The organism is Streptomyces colwelliae (genome assembly GCF_048158785.1).
Lineage (GTDB): Bacteria > Actinomycetota > Actinomycetes > Streptomycetales > Streptomycetaceae > Streptomyces.
Map to the genome: position 1 here is coordinate 53,122 of NZ_JBLTJC010000010.1, position 13,867 is coordinate 66,988.

The following is a 13,867-nucleotide window of genomic DNA, read 5'->3' on the forward strand; positions in this document are numbered from 1 at the left end:
CCGATCGCCGACCACGAGGCTGGGGGTGGCGTTATCAGTCCTGGCAGGTGGGGTGGATGACGAGGCCGTTGACTGTGACGCCGGTGGGCTGGCTGAGGGCGTAGGACGGCGTCGGCCACGCGGTCCGGGCGGATGGCACCCGCTGCGGTCCTGGGCGATCTGCTTGCCCTCGGCGTTGCAGACCTCGTAGGCCCAGCCGGTGTCGTTGACACCGGGGATAATCATGGAGACCCGGATGCCGTGGACGATGCCGACTTCTTGGCGGAGGCTGTCAGTGATGTCGCGGATGAAGAACCTGGTGGCGCTGTGGACGCCGCCGACGTCCCCAACGCGGATGCCGGCACCGCGCTGAGGTTGACGATGTGGCCCGACCGGCGGGCGATCATTCCGGGCAGGACGGCGCTGCCGGCGTGCGGGAAGCCGTGGGGGTTGGTGTCGATCATCTTGTCCCAGTCGTCGACGGCACGGTCGGACCACTTGGAGAAACAGCATCGGGCCTGCGTTGCTGACCAGGTGGCCGGCAGGGCCGTACTCACTGGCGGTGAAACCCATAGACCCTCGACGTCGTCTGGGTGGGTGACATCGGCGTTGTGGGCGGCTGGGACGACGCGGGCGGTGGTCGCGTCGATGTGGAGGAGGCGCGGTGATGGCGCTGACGCGGCCTGGGAAGCCGGGTTCGTGGCTGTCTGCCATGGTGGCTTCCTCCTTGCCGTGCGCACTGGTCGAACGGTGCGCGCGCAGAAGTCCACATCGGCGTCCGTGATCGCGTCGGGCTGGTAGGTCAGGTCGTCGAAGAACCGTGTGCGGTACCAGCGTTCCCTGGGCCGTGGGTGAGGCCGCGGCCGGCGACAGGCTGTACGGCGTTGTCACCGGCCGGCCCGCCCGACTTCGAGGTCAGGCGGCGGAGGCGTGGAAGTCGGCCGACTTCGTCAGCGCCTCGTTCGCGCGGATCTCGGCGAGCATGGACTCCAGCTGCTCGATCGCCATGCCGTACGCCGGAGCGCCCAGCAGCAGGCGCTGGGGGTGGGTGTCGGCGGCGAGGGCGGTAATGATCGCCCGGGCGGCGGCGTGGGGGTCGCCGGGCTCCTTGCCGGTGTCCGCGCGGAACGCCGCGCGCTGCGCGCCGACCGTGTCGGCGTAGTCGGCGATCTCCCGCTCGGGCAGGGTCTCGTTGGCGGAACGGCCGGCCCAGTCGGTGCGGAAGGGGCCGGGCTCCACGAGCAGCGTGGTGATGCCCAGCGGGGCGACCTCCTGGCGCAGGGCGTCGGTCAGGCCCTCGACGGCGAACTTGGTGGCGGCGTAGTAGCCGACAGCCGGAAAGGCGCGGAGTCCTCCGATGGAGGAGAAGTTCACGACCGTTCCCGAGCGGCGATCGCGCATACCGGGCAGGACGGCGCGGATGACGTCGGACAGGCCGAAGACGTTGATGTCGAAGATCCGGCGGATCTCGTCGTCGGCGCTCTCCTCCACGGCGGCGAAGTAGCCGATGCCGGCGTTGTTGACCAGCACATCGATGCCGCCGAAGTGTTTCTCCGCAGCCTCGACGGTCTCCCTGACCTGAGCGCCGTCGGTGACGTCGAGGGGCAGAGCGAGCGCCTGGCCATTGCCCTCGACGAGATCCTGGACCTGGGCGACGTCGCGGGCGGTGACGACCGCCTTGTGGCCGGCGGCAAGGACTTCCTGGGCCAGAGCGTGGCCGAAGCCGGTCGAGCATCCGGTGATGAACCAGACCTTCTGCTGAACAGTCACGATGCGGATCTTCCTCAGAACGGGCGCACCTCTCCCACGGCGATCACCAGGGGTGACAGTGAAGGGGGCGCTATGTACGGGGGAAAGCGACGCCCGCCCCGGCCTGTGTCACGCACACGGCAGGCGGGCCGCGAACCTCTCAAGGTCGCTGCGATGGCCGCCCAACCATTGATGCACGCCGCGAGGCGGCGGACCAAGCTGTGAACGGGGGCCATTGCTGCCGGGGAAAAACCTTCCCCCTCACGCCCGTGGATCCCCGCGACGACCCGGGGAACACTGGCGGACATGGCGAACAATGCCGAGGAGATCAAGAAGTTTCTGCGCGCCCGGCGCGACGCGGTCCGCCCCTCCGAAGTCGGCCTGGCGAACTACCCGGGCCGACGGGTACCCGGCCTGCGCCGCGAAGAGGTCGCGCAGCTCGCCGGGGTCAGCGTGGACTACTACACACGCCTGGAACAGGGACGCCTCACCAGCGCCTCCGAAGGCGTCATCCTGTCCATCGCCGAGGCCCTGCGACTGACGCAGGCCGAGACCCAGTACCTGCGTGACCTGCTGCGCCCCCAGCTCCACCGCAGCGTTGAACCGGCGCCGCCCCAGCAGGTGCGGCCCGCTCTGCTGCGCATGCTGAACGGGCTGCATGACCAGCCCGCCTTCGTCCTCGGCCGCCGCAACGAGGTTCTGGCCTCCAATGACCTTCTCGACGCCCTGTTCACCCCGTTCAACCACCGCCCGCCCGGCGAGCGCAACCTGCTGCGCTGGCTGCTCCTCGACCCCGCCGCCCGCTCTCTGTACCTCGACTGGGCGCAGATCACCTCCGAGGTCGTCGGCGTGCTGCGTGCGGAGGCCGGCCGTAACCCGGACGACCCGCAGATCGCCGAATTCGTCGCCGAACTGCGCTCCGCATCCCCCGAGTTCCGCACGTGGTGGGCCGAGCGGACCGTGGTCGAACGCACCTGGGGCAGCAAACGGTTCAACCATCCCGTCGTCGGCCGCCTCGACATCACCTACGAAGCCCTCTCCCTGCCCGGCGACCCCGACCAGATCCTCTTCGTCTACGCGGGCAAAACCGACGACGACCTTGGAAGACTACGTATCCTGGCCAGCTGGTACGCCCAGTCCACCACCCACCCCATCACTGCCGGACAGGGCACTGCCCAGCCGCAACGGGGAGAGCCGGGCGAACAAGAGCCCCGCCAGGCGTAGGCCCGCTGCGGCGTCGCGCCCGGGCCGGCCTGGGCTTCGAGGTGCGTCGTCGGCCCTGATGGGCGCATAGGGGGCCGACATCAGGCCAGCAAGGAACGGTCACCGGTTCGACCCCGATCACCGATCGGGCCCCGTCCAGCGCTCACATCACCTGCACTGCGCCGTGCTCGAGGACCAGTTCGGTGACCGCCCCCTCCACCGAGACCGGCTCGGCGGCCAGGCTGACATGCACTGTGCCCCGGCCGACCCGGTGAGCCGGGGTGTCCGGGGCACACCGGGCTAATGCGTGCCCTGCGGGGCGCGGAGCGACTCGGAGCGCTGGCCGGCTATGGGCCGCAGTCTCAGGCTCCTATGTCGCCGCACCCTACGTCGGTCGTCTGCTGGCCGAGCTGGGTGTCGACGTCATCAAGGTCGAACCGCTGGTCGGCGATCCGTGGCGCATGCAGGGCTGCAGCCGCAACCGCGGTCTATTGGCTTCTCACCTCCTGCGATGTGGTCGTCGACAACTTTCGACTCGGTGTCACACGGCGACTCGGCACGAGCCATGAAGACCTCGCCAAGGACACGAAGGACATCGCCACGGTTTCGGTGACGGCGTACGGCGGCGAGCGGGGACCATTGGCCCACAAGCCCGGCTATGACGTCGTCATCCAGGCGGCGGCCGGGATGATGCTCGCCCAGGGCGGCGACGACGAGCCCGTCCCGCTCTCGGTCCCTCCGAGGTACAGCACCTGTCGACCTCGCTCGCGACGACGTCCGTGTTCCTTCAGTCGGCGGACCTCGTCGAGTACGCGGATCGCCCGGCGGGCCGGTGGGGAGGGCGGGACTACGCCGGGCCGGCGCCCACGGACCGCTTCTGTCCCGTGAGCGACGGTTATGTACGCCTGCGGACAGCGGTCCTGGAAGCCGAGAAATGGCGGGCGGCCGGAATCGACCTGGACGACACCGCACTGCGATCGGACCCGATGACGGAGATATCCCGGGTGCTCGCGTCATGCACCCGCGAGAGCGCGGTTGCGAAGCTCACCGCCGCGGGCGTTGCTGCCGTGCCGGCGCGGCGCGCGTCGGAAGTGGCGACTGACGCCGGGCTGCACGCCCGACACCTCCTCGGCACGTTCACTGCCACGGACGGGCGCCGCTTCGTTACCAACGACCGTCTGGCGGACTTCGCCCGCACCATCGTGGACACGTACTTCATGGCGCCCGGCCTCGGCGAACGCTCCGTCGAACTGCTGGCGGACAGCGGCGCGACCGCCGAGGAGACAGAGACCCTCATTCGTTCCGGCGTCGTCATCGACGGTTCCCCGGTCGACATCACCTACCTGCCCCCTACCGGTGAGACGGTCGTCGCGGCTCTCTCACGAGCGTCGTGGGTGGGTGTTCATTGAACGGACAAGACGTACTCGTCCGCAGCCCCGACGCACAAAGATCAAGGGCGACGGCCTTGCTGCACCGGGCGCTCCACGGGGCAGTGCCCGCTCTGGCTGTGTGCGAACGCCGACCGAGGAGACATGAGCCATGGCTGGACGACTGGCGGGCAGGACCGCCGTTGTGACCGGAGGCAGTACCGGTATCGGGCAGGAGATCGCCCGGAGGCTCGCGGCGGAGGGAGTGGACATCGCGGTCGCGGATGTCAACCCGGCGGACGAGACGCGGGAGTTGGTCGTTCGGGTCGGCCGTCGGTTCTTCAGTGACAAGGTCGACGTCTCGGACGAGGAGGCGATCAACGGGTTTGCCGCGAAGGTCCGCAGCGAGTTGGGCTCCCTCGACATCCTGGTGAACAACGCGGCCGTGGTGCTGCTGGCCGACCTCGACCATGTGACGTACGACGACTGGCGTCGCACCTTCGCGGTCAACGTGGACGGTGCCTTCCTGGCCTCCAGGGCGTTCCTGCCGGACCTGAAGAAGTCCGGGGCGGGAAGGATCATCAACATCACCTCGTCGAGCTACTGGACCGCGCCGCCGCCCTTCGTCTCCTACGTCTCAGCCAAGGGCGCGCTGAACGGCCTCACCTCCGTCCTGGCCGCCAACCTCGCCGTGCACGACATCACCGTCAACGGCGTCGCGGCGGGTCTGGTCCGGACCGCCGCGGCCCTGGAGAACACCAGCGAGGCCTTCTTCGAGCAGGCTGTGCAGGCGCAGAACCTCAAGCGGGTGCAGATGCCGGACGACGTCTCGGGCGTCGTGGCGTTCCTCGCTTCCGAGGACGCCGCGTTCATCACAGGGCAGATCGTCGTCGCGGACGGCGGCAGCACACGCCGCTGAGAAGCTCGGTGGAGGCCTGGCGTCATGGGACTGGACCTGAACCTGCTGGTGCCGTTGGAGGCGCTGCTGCAGGAGCGGAGCGTGAGCCGGGCGGCGCGGCGGCTCGGTCTGAGTCAGCCGACCGTGAGCGCGGCGCTGGCCCGGCTGCGACGGCACTTCGGCGACGAACTGCTCACCCGGATGGGGAACGCCTACGAGCTGACCCCGCTGGGAGAGAGCCTGGCTGAGCACGCCGTCCAGGCGCTCGGCTCGGCCGACCGGGTCTTCCAGGCCCGGTCGGCCTTCGATCCTGCCCGCGCCCGGCGGGAGTTCAGCGTGGTGGTGTCCGACATCCAGCTGGCGACCTTCGGACGCACCCTCGCCGCTCTGGTGCGCGAAGCGGCACCGGAGGTGCGGCTGCGGTTCCAGCACGCCACCTCGCACCTCGTCATGAACGCCCAGGAACATCTGCGGGTCGTCGACGGGATGCTGCTGCCGCAGGGAGCGCTGACGAACGTCCCGGCCATCGACCTGTACGAAGACCGCTGGGTGTGTGTCGTCTCCGTCGACACCGTCACGCCGACGCCGCCTGCCCCCGAGGAACTCGCCGCCCGCCCCTGGGTGGTGCCGTATCCCTTCCTGGCGACGGGCTTTGCGGCGATGCGTCAATCGTTCGCGCACGGCACCCAACCACGGGTCGAGATGACCATCGAGACCTTCCTCGCGATGCCGTACCTCATCGCGGGCACCGACCGGGTGGGCGTGGTTCCCGAACGCGCCGCCAGCCTGTTTCCCGCCGACAGCGGAACGGCTGTCGTGGACTGGCCCTCCCGCACGGCGACGTCGGTCGAGTCCCTGTGGTGGCACCCCGCGCACGCCCGCGACCCCGCCCACATCTGGTTCCGGCGGACCGCGGCCGAGGCCGGCCGACTCGTCACCGCCGACATGGCGCGGAGCGCCTAGGGTCTGTTGCGAAAGTGGATCTTGTTCGTTGATGATCACGTCCTGTGGGACGTGGGGATCTGACGAACGGCCAGTGGGCCCGGCTTGAGCCTCTGCTGCCGACGGGCATCAAGCCGGGGCGGCCGCAGGTGTGGACGCGGCGGCAGCTGATAGACGGCATACGGTGGCGGACCCGGACCGGTGCTCCCTGGCGGGACGTGCCCGAACGTTATGGGCCGTGGGACCGGGTCTATGACCTGTTCCGGCGCTGGCAGCGGGACGGCACCTGGGCAAGGATCCTCACCCAGCTCCAGGCCGAGGCGGACGCGAAGGGCCTGATCACCTGGGAGGTCAACGTCGACTCCACTGTCTGCCGGGCTCATCAGCACGCCGCGGGAGCGGTGAAAAAGGGGATCTCCAGAAGGAACCGCCCGGCGGGATCTTCGTCGAGCCGGCCGACCACGGCCTCGGACGCTCCCGCGGTGGGCTGACCAGCAAAATCCACCTTGCAGTCGAGCAGGGGCAGAAGCCCTTGTCCGTCGTGATCACGGCCGGGCAGCGGGGCGACTCCCCGCAGTTCGAAGCGGTCCTGGAAGCCATCCGGGTTCCGAGGCTGGGGCTCGGCAGGCCGCGCAAGCGCCCGGATCGGGTCCGGGCCGACAAGGCGTACGACTCCCGAGGCAATCGCTCCTACCTGCGCAGACGCGGCATCAAGGCCACCATTCCGGTTCCGGTGGACCGAGTCCGCAACCGACTCAAGCGTGGATCGCGTGGCGGGCGGCCGCCGAAGTTCGACAAGGACGACTACAAGCAACGGCATGCGGTCGAGTGCGGGATCAACCGGCTCAAGCGCCACCGGGCCGTGGCCACTCGGTACGACAAACTCGCCGTCCGCTACGAAGCGACAGTGCTGGTCGCAGCCATCAACGAGTGGCTGTGACCAGCACTTTCACAACAGGCCCTAGCCCGGTCGACTCCGGCAGTGGCGGCGTAGATGCTGTCGACGCTCACGCCCGACGTCCGGACGATGTCGTTGATGCAGGTGTTCTCGTAGCCACGCCCGGAGAACAGTGTCCGCGCCGCGTCCAGTACCGCACGCTGTTCGGAGAGCACGAACCGCAGCCATATCGCGGTGCTCGTAAGGCAGTTGAAGACCAGGGCGGAAAGCGATGCCGGGTTCTTCTCCCGCAATCTCCGAACGATCGAGGTCCTCGTCGACCGGGACGCCATTGCCTCCGGCACCACGGCCAACGGGAACCCCTGACAGCATGACAACCTCGGGTACGACTACAGGCGAAGACCCCTGTTGTCGCACCGCTTGTAGCCGTCGGTCGGCGGATTCGTTCCGCCGACCCAAGTGCGCGTCGGATCAGCCAATGCAGTTGTAGTGCGCCAGGGCATACACATTGCCTGAGCTGTCGGTGAGGATGCTGCCGTCAAGGTATTGGACGGATTTGGTCCCCGGGTAATTGGCCTTGCACACGGCCAAGGCCAGGTCTTTGGTCGCCGCCTCGATGTTATTGGGGAATCCGTATGCCGTGGCGGGCACCTGCCCGAGGACGGCGGCGCTGGCCGGGGTGGCCACAGCGATACCGCCTACGACGGCGACAGCGGTGAGGGCGAATGCGGTACCCGCTGTCCGCATCCTCGGGCTGCGCCGCGTATTCGATGTGCTGGTGGACCGGCGCTTACTCAAATTCATGTCTGTAGGCTCCTTGTGATGACACGAAGGTCCCGCGACAGCAGGACTCGTGTCCTCAGTGCGTGGGGGGAGGCTTGCGTACCCAACTCTCGCTCCTGAACATGCCCTTGGGGAACAAGAGATCGCCGATGGTGGGCATAGACAAGATCGATATCCCCGCGAGGACCAGGAGACACCCGTACGGCGAGCAGGTCACACCCTCGTACGGCAGCATGCTGCCAACCGCCGTTCTGAGCGCGGGTGCAGCATGCTGCCGTCGGAAAGCGGATCCCCTACCGGTCAGAACACGACGAGGGGTGCGTTCGGGCCGGGGTCGTAGTCGAATCTGAAGTTGATCCGGGTCTCGCCTCCGCTACAGCTGTCGGTGGTGAGGATGGCGGTTCCATATCCGAACTGGGAATCGTCCCCAACGCATGTGGTGCGGTTCTTGGGTCTGATCGAGAGTTGGCCGGTGTCGTTCCAGTAGTTCAGGTCGAAGAGCTGATCGGAGGCGCCGTTACAGGACCACTGGATGATCCTTCCGGAGTTGTCGCTCCAGCACTTTCCGGTGGTTCGGTTGACGATGCTGTAGAGACCATTGCCGGCGGACACGAACTTCCAACTGCTCCAGTCCTTGAGTCCTCCCGTCACCACGTGGGTACCGTTGGTGGATGACGAGATACTCAGGTAGCGGTCGTCGTCGTGGGCGTTGAACAGTTGGACGCCCGCGTTCGCGGCCAGGCGGCGGAACCCGACGGCGTAGTGGTCGGACGTCATGCCGCGCAGGACGCCGCCGTAGCCGGCGATCCGCTCGTTGGACACCATGTAGTCCAGTTCCCCACCGCTCTGCTGGGTGGAGGTTCCGGCGGTGTACCTGTGCCAACCTCGTCTGATGGCGAGATTGCTCGGGTCGCGGTTCCAGTCGCCCATGGCGGCCCAGATGCGGGTTCCCGCTACCGCGCTCATGTTCGCCAGCAGCTGTGCGCCGTCGTTGCCCCCGCTCGCCAGGGCGTGTACGGAGAAGAAGAGCGTGCTGCCCAGGGTGATACCGAGGGCCGGCCGGGATGTCGGAAGGCCGTTGTTGCCGTAGAACGCGGGCCGTGCGACGTGTACCTGAGGGGCGTCGAAGCTGGTCAGAATGGCGAGGTTCACCCTGTTGGCGCCGAAGTCGGTGCGCACGAAGTAGATGTGCCAGTTCTGGGACTGGCCGGGCGGCCGCCACAGGTACTCCTGTACGCGCCACCCACTCCAATGCGTGGTTTCCGACAGGTAGCGGGATGTCCAGATCAGTTGTCCGGGTGGGTTGGGGCCGGCCTCCTGCAAGGAGATCACGTTGTAGCCGGCGCTGGTCAGCTGGGGGATATCGGTCGACCACTTGCCGCCGCCGCCCTGCATGTTGTAGGTCGCGGGCCGGTAGTCCTCCACTGCGGCGGCGGCGCGTTGCGGTGTTCCGAGGGAGATGAGCACGCCGGCCAGCACGGCCACGGCGAGCAGGGGCGCAAGGAACTTGGTCCGCGGGAGACCGCCGCCACGGCGCCGGTGCGGTCTTTCGCGGGATACCCAGGGGAGGGGAATCCTCATGCTGTGTCCTTTCGAGGAGTGCGTGACGCGTGCACGAGGGTCAGCCACCGATCACGGCTGAGCTGTCGGTGGTGGCGGCCGGAGTGGGTTCCGTGACGGTGTTGATCACGACCCTGTCCGGGTATGCGGCCGTCAAGGGATCGGTGACCGATGCCGGGGCGTCGGTGTCCACCACCACCCGGTCGCTCGTACCGTCGTAGTGCACGGCCACGCTGTAGGCGGTGGTGTCGCCGTCGGCCGACACCTGCCGGACGACGGCGTTCTGGATATCGGTGATCTGGGCGAGCGTGAACTGGGGGCTCTTCGCGGTGGTGGGGGCGGGCCAGTCGGCCGGGATCTCTCCGTACTCGGAGGTCCAGCCGGGTGGCTTCCGCAGGTCGTCGATGTCACCGGTGTAGTCGGAGGGGAAGATGATCACCGGTCCGACGCCGGGGTCGTCGAATGCGGCGAGCGCGCAGTTGTAGTCGGCGAGCGCCTGGATCTGCTGCCACTGCAGTTTCGTCGTGGCGTCGCTGAAACCGGACGCGGGCGCTGCGGCGGTGGTCACCACCTCGCCTACGGCGATCTGGTCCGGGGTGCACTTGGCCGGCGGCGGATTGTCGAGGGTGTACGCCTTGATCTCGAGTTTGCCCGCGTACTGGGCGGCCAGCGGATCGGTCACCGACGCGGGGGCGTCGGTGTCCGCCACCACCCAGTCGTGCATCCCGTCGTAGTGGACGTTCAGCTGGTAGGTGGTGTCGCCGTCCGGTTGTATCTGTGCGGTGACCGCGTCCTGGAGGGCGTTGATCTGGTCGACCGTGAACTGCTGGCTGAGCCCGGGGGTGGGGTGGGGCCAGTCGCTGGGAGTCTGCCCGAACTCATCGGTCCAGTCCGGCGGTGTCTGCAGGTCGTCGATGTCGCCGGTGTAGTCCGACGGGAAGATGACGACCGGTCCGACGTCGGGGTCGTCGAACGCCGCGATCGCGCCGTTGTAGGAGGCGAGCGCCTGGAGTTGCTCCCACTGCCCTTCGGCGCCGGTGGCCACCGCCTGTACCTCGGAGGCGGACAGGGCCCGGTTGTACATGCGGAAGTCCCGCATCCGGCCCTTGAAGTACAGGTCGGAGGAATACAGCGACCGTCCGATGTAGTCCGCGGTGGTCGTCCCGCCGCCGATCGCGCCCGGGGTGATCGTCACCGACGTGTTGCGGGCCTTCTCCACGCCGTTCTCGTAGAGGACGCCGGTGTTCCCCGTCTGCGTGTACGTCACGTGCTTCCACATGCCGCGGTACAGCTCGTACGAAGTCGACGGCCGGGTCTGCTGCTCGGCGTGGTAGTCGGTCAATGTGATGCCGGTTCGGAACTGGTTCCCGGTGCCGAACAGGTAGCCGTTGCCGCTGGCGCCGCTGGTGTTGCCGAATCCGTAAAGGAAGTACGGCTTGCCCATGGTGGGATCGATCCACACGTCGAACGAGATGGTGATCGCACCGAGCCCGGCCATGATGTTGTTGGGCACCTTGATGTACGTGTTGGAGCCGTTGAAGCCCAACCCGTCCGCGTCGCCCCAGTCGGCGGTGCCGTTGACCGTGCCGTCGCTCCCGTGGCCGGAGGCGTCGTGCGCGACCGTGCCGGACGTCTCGTCCAGCTTGTACCGCAGGAGCAGCCCGTCGGTGATCTCGGCCTGCGCGGGGGCGGCGGTCGTCAGCGTGCCCCCGGCGGCCAGCACGAGGGACAGAACGGCCAGGAGTGCGGCGGACGTCCGTCGACGCACGGAGGCGCTCGGGCCGCCCGCCCTTCGGAAGGCGGCCCGAGCGGCAGCCGGGAGCCGGCTCGGCGAGGCCATGACATGAGGGGACGCGAGGGCTGTCCCGGCCGCGTTCGTTCTTCGCATCGTTGTCCTTTTCAAAGCGGTGGGCGGCATGCGGCAGCGGGATGAGGGCATCCGATGCCATGGCCGCTGCCGAGCGCGAACCGGGCGTGCGTGCGGTCGCCGGGGTCCGGGAGCCGGGCTGCAGCCCGCCCGTGAGGGATTGCGCCGTACCGAGAGGGAGGACACTCGACCGGCGTCGTCCGCCTCGGTATGGCGTCTCGACACATGAAAGGCCCGGGGTCCGGCCCCGGGCCATACGTATATCTACGGGGTTCTGATGTGGTTCCCATGCGATTGCTGTGGCGGATCCCGTGTGCCTGGTCCGCCGGTCGCCGAACGGGTTACGGGATGAATGCCCCGTTCGTCATCATCCGTCCCTGTTCGCCCTATGGAGTGCGCGCCTGGTTCGCCGCCCACCAGGCCGCGATCTGGGCACGGCCACCGAAGCCGAGCTTGGCCCGGATGTTCTCGACATGTCCCTCGACGGTGCGTGGCGACAACACGAGCATCGCGGCGATCACCCGGTTGTTCATGCCCTGAGCCACCAGCGCGGCCACTTCCCGCTCCCGGGGCGTCAGCGGGGTCATGGCGTCGGCCGGGGTGGCCGTTTCGGCACCGCTCTGGCCCGTGTCGCCGTTGTCGCCGCCCAGGGCATAGGCGATGACCCGGGCAGGGCTGTCGTGGCGGCGACCGCTCTCCGTGAGCGCCTTCTCGTATGCCTCCGGACCCAGGGCCCGTACGACCGCCTCCTCACAGCGGCTGTGCAGCACACCCAGGAGCGGGCCGAAGGTCAGGATGGTAGTGCCGATGTCCTGCCACAGGGGGCGCACCGCGCCCAGCAGCCGTGCCGCCCGCTCGTGGTCGCCGTGGGAGGCGGTGATCCAGGCGAGCAGTTCGAGCATCAGCGCCGTCGCGACGTAGTCGCCGAAGCCTCTCTCGATCTCCAGGGCGCCCCGGACCAGGGCCATGGCCGCCTCCAGATCGTCGTGCAGCCAGGCGTCCAGGCTCAGTGCCCACAGCGCGTGCGCGCGGGCCCACCGCTCACCGTGCGCCTGGGAGATCGCGATCGCGCGCCGGCCGGTCTCTGCCGCGCGCTGGTCCTTCGGATGTGTTTGGGCGGCGACCAATTGGAACAGCAGGAAAACCGCCTCGGGCCCCTCGCCCAGCGTCGTCGGGGTGGCGAGCGCGTCCTCGAACAGCGACTCGGCCTCCTTCCGTCGCCCCTTGTTCAAGGCCAGCGTGCCGCGGAAAGACAGGACGGTCGCACGCACCACCAAGTCGTTCGACTGCTCGCCGAGCACCTCCGCCTCGTCCAGCCACCGCTCGGCCGCCGGGTGGTCGCCCTGCAGCAGCGCTACCCAGGCGGCGACCCACAGTGCCCTGGCCCGGGCCGGGGTGGGCTCGGGCGCGGCCGCGAGCGCCCGTTCGAGCTGTCGGCGCCCCTCGCCGAGGAGCGCGTCGGCGCACCAGTGGAAGCGCAGCGCGGCCGCCAGTGCGAGGGTGGCCTGCGGGTCACCGCCGCAGTCCAGCGCGGCCCGCATATTGCCGTGTTCGGTGCGGAGCCGGACCAGGGCCGCCTCCTGGCCGGGGCCGTACCAGCCGTCGGCGATCCGTTCGGCCAGGGCAAGGAAGAAGTCGCGGTGTCGCAGCAGCAGTCGCTGCTCCTCGCCTGACGCGGCGAGCCGTTGTCTGCCGTACTGGCGGATGGTCTCCAGCAGCCGGTAGCGCGGCAGGCCCTCGTGCTCGGTGGCCAGGACGACGGACTGGGCGACCAGCCGGTCCAGCAGGTCGAGCACCTCGTCCCGGGCGATGCCCTCGCCCGAGCAGACGCCCTCGGCGGCGTCCAGGCCGAAACCGGAGGCAAAGACCGACAGCCGGTTCCACAGCAGCCGCTCGGAGGGACAGCACAGGTCGTAGCTCCAGTCGATCAGCGCGCGTAGGGTGCGCTGCTGCGGATGGGCGGCCTGGTTCCTGCCCGTAAGCAGCTTGAACCGGTCCTCCTCCAGCCGGTCCACCGCCTGGTCGACGGTGAGGGTGCGCAACCTGGACGCGGCCAGCTCGATCGCCAGCGGCAACCCCTCCAGGTCGGCGCAGAGCCGGCGGATCCCGGCCCAGTTCGCGTCGGTGATCCGGAAGTCCGGCCGGACGGCGGTGGCCCGGTCCCGTAGCAGCTCGACCGCCTCGTCCGCCACGGACAGCGGCGGTACGGTGACGACGTGCTCGCCCGCTATGCCCAGAGTCTTGCGGCTCGTCGCCAGGATCCGTAGTTCGGCGGAGGCCGACAGCAGCCTGTCGGCCAGTTCGGCGCAGGCGTCGACCAGATACTCGCAATTGTCCAGCACGATCAGTACCCGACGCCCGGCCAGATGCCTCGCGAGGTCGTTCAGGACAGGCCTGGCGCCCAGGTCCGGCACCCCCAGCGCGGTCGCCGCCGCGCCCGCGACCGCCGACGGATCCCGCACCGGCGCCAGATCCACCAGCCAACACCCGTCCGCGAAGGCCTTACCGCACATCGCGGCCACTGCCAGCGCGTACGGAGAAGGCCGTGTCGCAGGCCGTGGAGATGCGGTCGGTGCGGGCGGTCGAGTATGTGCGGGACTTCGAGCGGCGGCTTGAGCCGT

At 68.8% G+C, this 13,867-nt stretch carries 12 protein-coding genes and 1 pseudogene; 7 read left to right on the forward strand and 6 right to left on the reverse strand.

Annotation, left to right across the window (positions count from 1 at the left end):
* The first annotated feature begins 240 nt into the window (after positions 1–240).
* Positions 241–780 (forward strand): hypothetical protein, encoded by a 540-nt coding sequence (locus ACNFOC_RS03910; protein ID WP_416956578.1) that lies wholly within the window; start codon positions 241–243, stop codon positions 778–780.
* 114 nt (positions 781–894) lie between these two features.
* Here ACNFOC_RS03910 and ACNFOC_RS03915 read toward each other — a convergent pair whose 3' ends face one another.
* Positions 895–1,749 (reverse strand): oxidoreductase, encoded by an 855-nt coding sequence (locus tag ACNFOC_RS03915; RefSeq protein ID WP_416956580.1) that lies wholly within the window; start codon positions 1,747–1,749, stop codon positions 895–897.
* 285 nt (positions 1,750–2,034) lie between these two features.
* Here ACNFOC_RS03915 and ACNFOC_RS03920 point away from each other — a divergent pair, with 285 nt between their 5' ends.
* The 6 genes and pseudogenes from ACNFOC_RS03920 (at position 2,035) to ACNFOC_RS03945 (ending at position 7,078) form a co-directional block, all read left to right on the forward strand.
* Positions 2,035–2,952 carry a helix-turn-helix transcriptional regulator gene (locus ACNFOC_RS03920; RefSeq protein WP_416956582.1) on the forward strand — a complete coding sequence of 306 codons (918 nt, stop codon included), beginning with the start codon at positions 2,035–2,037 and terminating at the stop codon, positions 2,950–2,952.
* Positions 2,953–3,212: 260 nt separating this feature from the next.
* Positions 3,213–3,642: pseudogene (locus ACNFOC_RS03925) on the forward strand (CoA transferase); the annotation flags it as partial.
* 41 nt (positions 3,643–3,683) lie between these two features.
* A complete protein-coding gene (locus ACNFOC_RS03930; protein WP_416956601.1) occupies positions 3,684–4,340 on the forward strand; it encodes a CoA transferase in 657 nt (218 codons plus the stop codon).
* 130 nt (positions 4,341–4,470) lie between these two features.
* Positions 4,471–5,217, forward strand: a complete 747-nt coding sequence (locus ACNFOC_RS03935; protein ID WP_416956584.1) for an SDR family NAD(P)-dependent oxidoreductase — start codon at positions 4,471–4,473, stop codon at positions 5,215–5,217.
* A gap of 24 nt (positions 5,218–5,241) precedes the next feature.
* Positions 5,242–6,159, forward strand: a complete 918-nt coding sequence (locus ACNFOC_RS03940) for a LysR family transcriptional regulator (protein WP_416956586.1) — start codon at positions 5,242–5,244, stop codon at positions 6,157–6,159.
* A 44-nt stretch (positions 6,160–6,203) separates the two neighbouring features.
* A protein-coding gene (locus ACNFOC_RS03945) for an IS5 family transposase (protein WP_416956588.1) occupies positions 6,204–7,078 on the forward strand; the annotation gives its coding sequence in 2 pieces (ribosomal slippage) (positions 6,204–6,539 and positions 6,542–7,078; 873 coding nt in all).
* Here the strand turns inward: ACNFOC_RS03945 and ACNFOC_RS03950 are convergent.
* From ACNFOC_RS03950 to ACNFOC_RS03970, 5 genes are all read right to left on the reverse strand, one after another.
* Positions 7,033–7,368, reverse strand: a complete 336-nt coding sequence (locus ACNFOC_RS03950) for a helix-turn-helix domain-containing protein (RefSeq protein WP_416956603.1) — start codon at positions 7,366–7,368, stop codon at positions 7,033–7,035. The two genes, ACNFOC_RS03945 and ACNFOC_RS03950, sit on opposite strands and share 46 nt — an antisense overlap.
* A 139-nt stretch (positions 7,369–7,507) precedes the next feature.
* Positions 7,508–7,840 carry a hypothetical protein gene (locus ACNFOC_RS03955; RefSeq protein ID WP_416956590.1) on the reverse strand — a complete coding sequence of 111 codons (333 nt, stop codon included), beginning with the start codon at positions 7,838–7,840 and terminating at the stop codon, positions 7,508–7,510.
* Positions 7,841–8,119: 279 nt separating this feature from the next.
* Positions 8,120–9,400, reverse strand: a complete 1,281-nt coding sequence (locus ACNFOC_RS03960) for an RICIN domain-containing protein (RefSeq protein WP_416956591.1) — start codon at positions 9,398–9,400, stop codon at positions 8,120–8,122.
* 40 nt (positions 9,401–9,440) lie between these two features.
* Entirely contained in the window at positions 9,441–11,267 is a 1,827-nt protein-coding gene (locus tag ACNFOC_RS03965; RefSeq protein ID WP_416956593.1) for a LamG domain-containing protein, read from the reverse strand.
* A gap of 365 nt (positions 11,268–11,632) precedes the next feature.
* The gene (locus ACNFOC_RS03970) at positions 11,633–13,723 is read right to left on the reverse strand and encodes a LuxR C-terminal-related transcriptional regulator (RefSeq protein WP_416956595.1); all 2,091 of its coding nucleotides are present in this window, start codon (positions 13,721–13,723) and stop codon (positions 11,633–11,635) included.
* Positions 13,724–13,867: the final 144 nt, after the last annotated feature.

What these genes read in the sequence shown, in the direction of transcription:
- ACNFOC_RS03935 (WP_416956584.1), top strand. Translation starts at nt 4,471, where the DNA reads ATGGCTGGACGACTGGCGGGCAGGACCGCCGTTGTGACCGGAGGCAGT.
- ACNFOC_RS03950 (WP_416956603.1), bottom strand. Translation starts at nt 7,368, where the DNA reads ATGGCGTCCCGGTCGACGAGGACCTCGATCGTTCGGAGATTGCGGGAG.
- ACNFOC_RS03955 (WP_416956590.1), bottom strand. Translation starts at nt 7,840, where the DNA reads ATGAATTTGAGTAAGCGCCGGTCCACCAGCACATCGAATACGCGGCGC.
- ACNFOC_RS03960 (WP_416956591.1), bottom strand. Translation starts at nt 9,400, where the DNA reads ATGAGGATTCCCCTCCCCTGGGTATCCCGCGAAAGACCGCACCGGCGC.
- ACNFOC_RS03920 (WP_416956582.1), top strand. Translation starts at nt 2,035, where the DNA reads ATGGCGAACAATGCCGAGGAGATCAAGAAGTTTCTGCGCGCCCGGCGC.
- ACNFOC_RS03940 (WP_416956586.1), top strand. Translation starts at nt 5,242, where the DNA reads ATGGGACTGGACCTGAACCTGCTGGTGCCGTTGGAGGCGCTGCTGCAG.
- ACNFOC_RS03965 (WP_416956593.1), bottom strand. Translation starts at nt 11,267, where the DNA reads ATGCGAAGAACGAACGCGGCCGGGACAGCCCTCGCGTCCCCTCATGTC.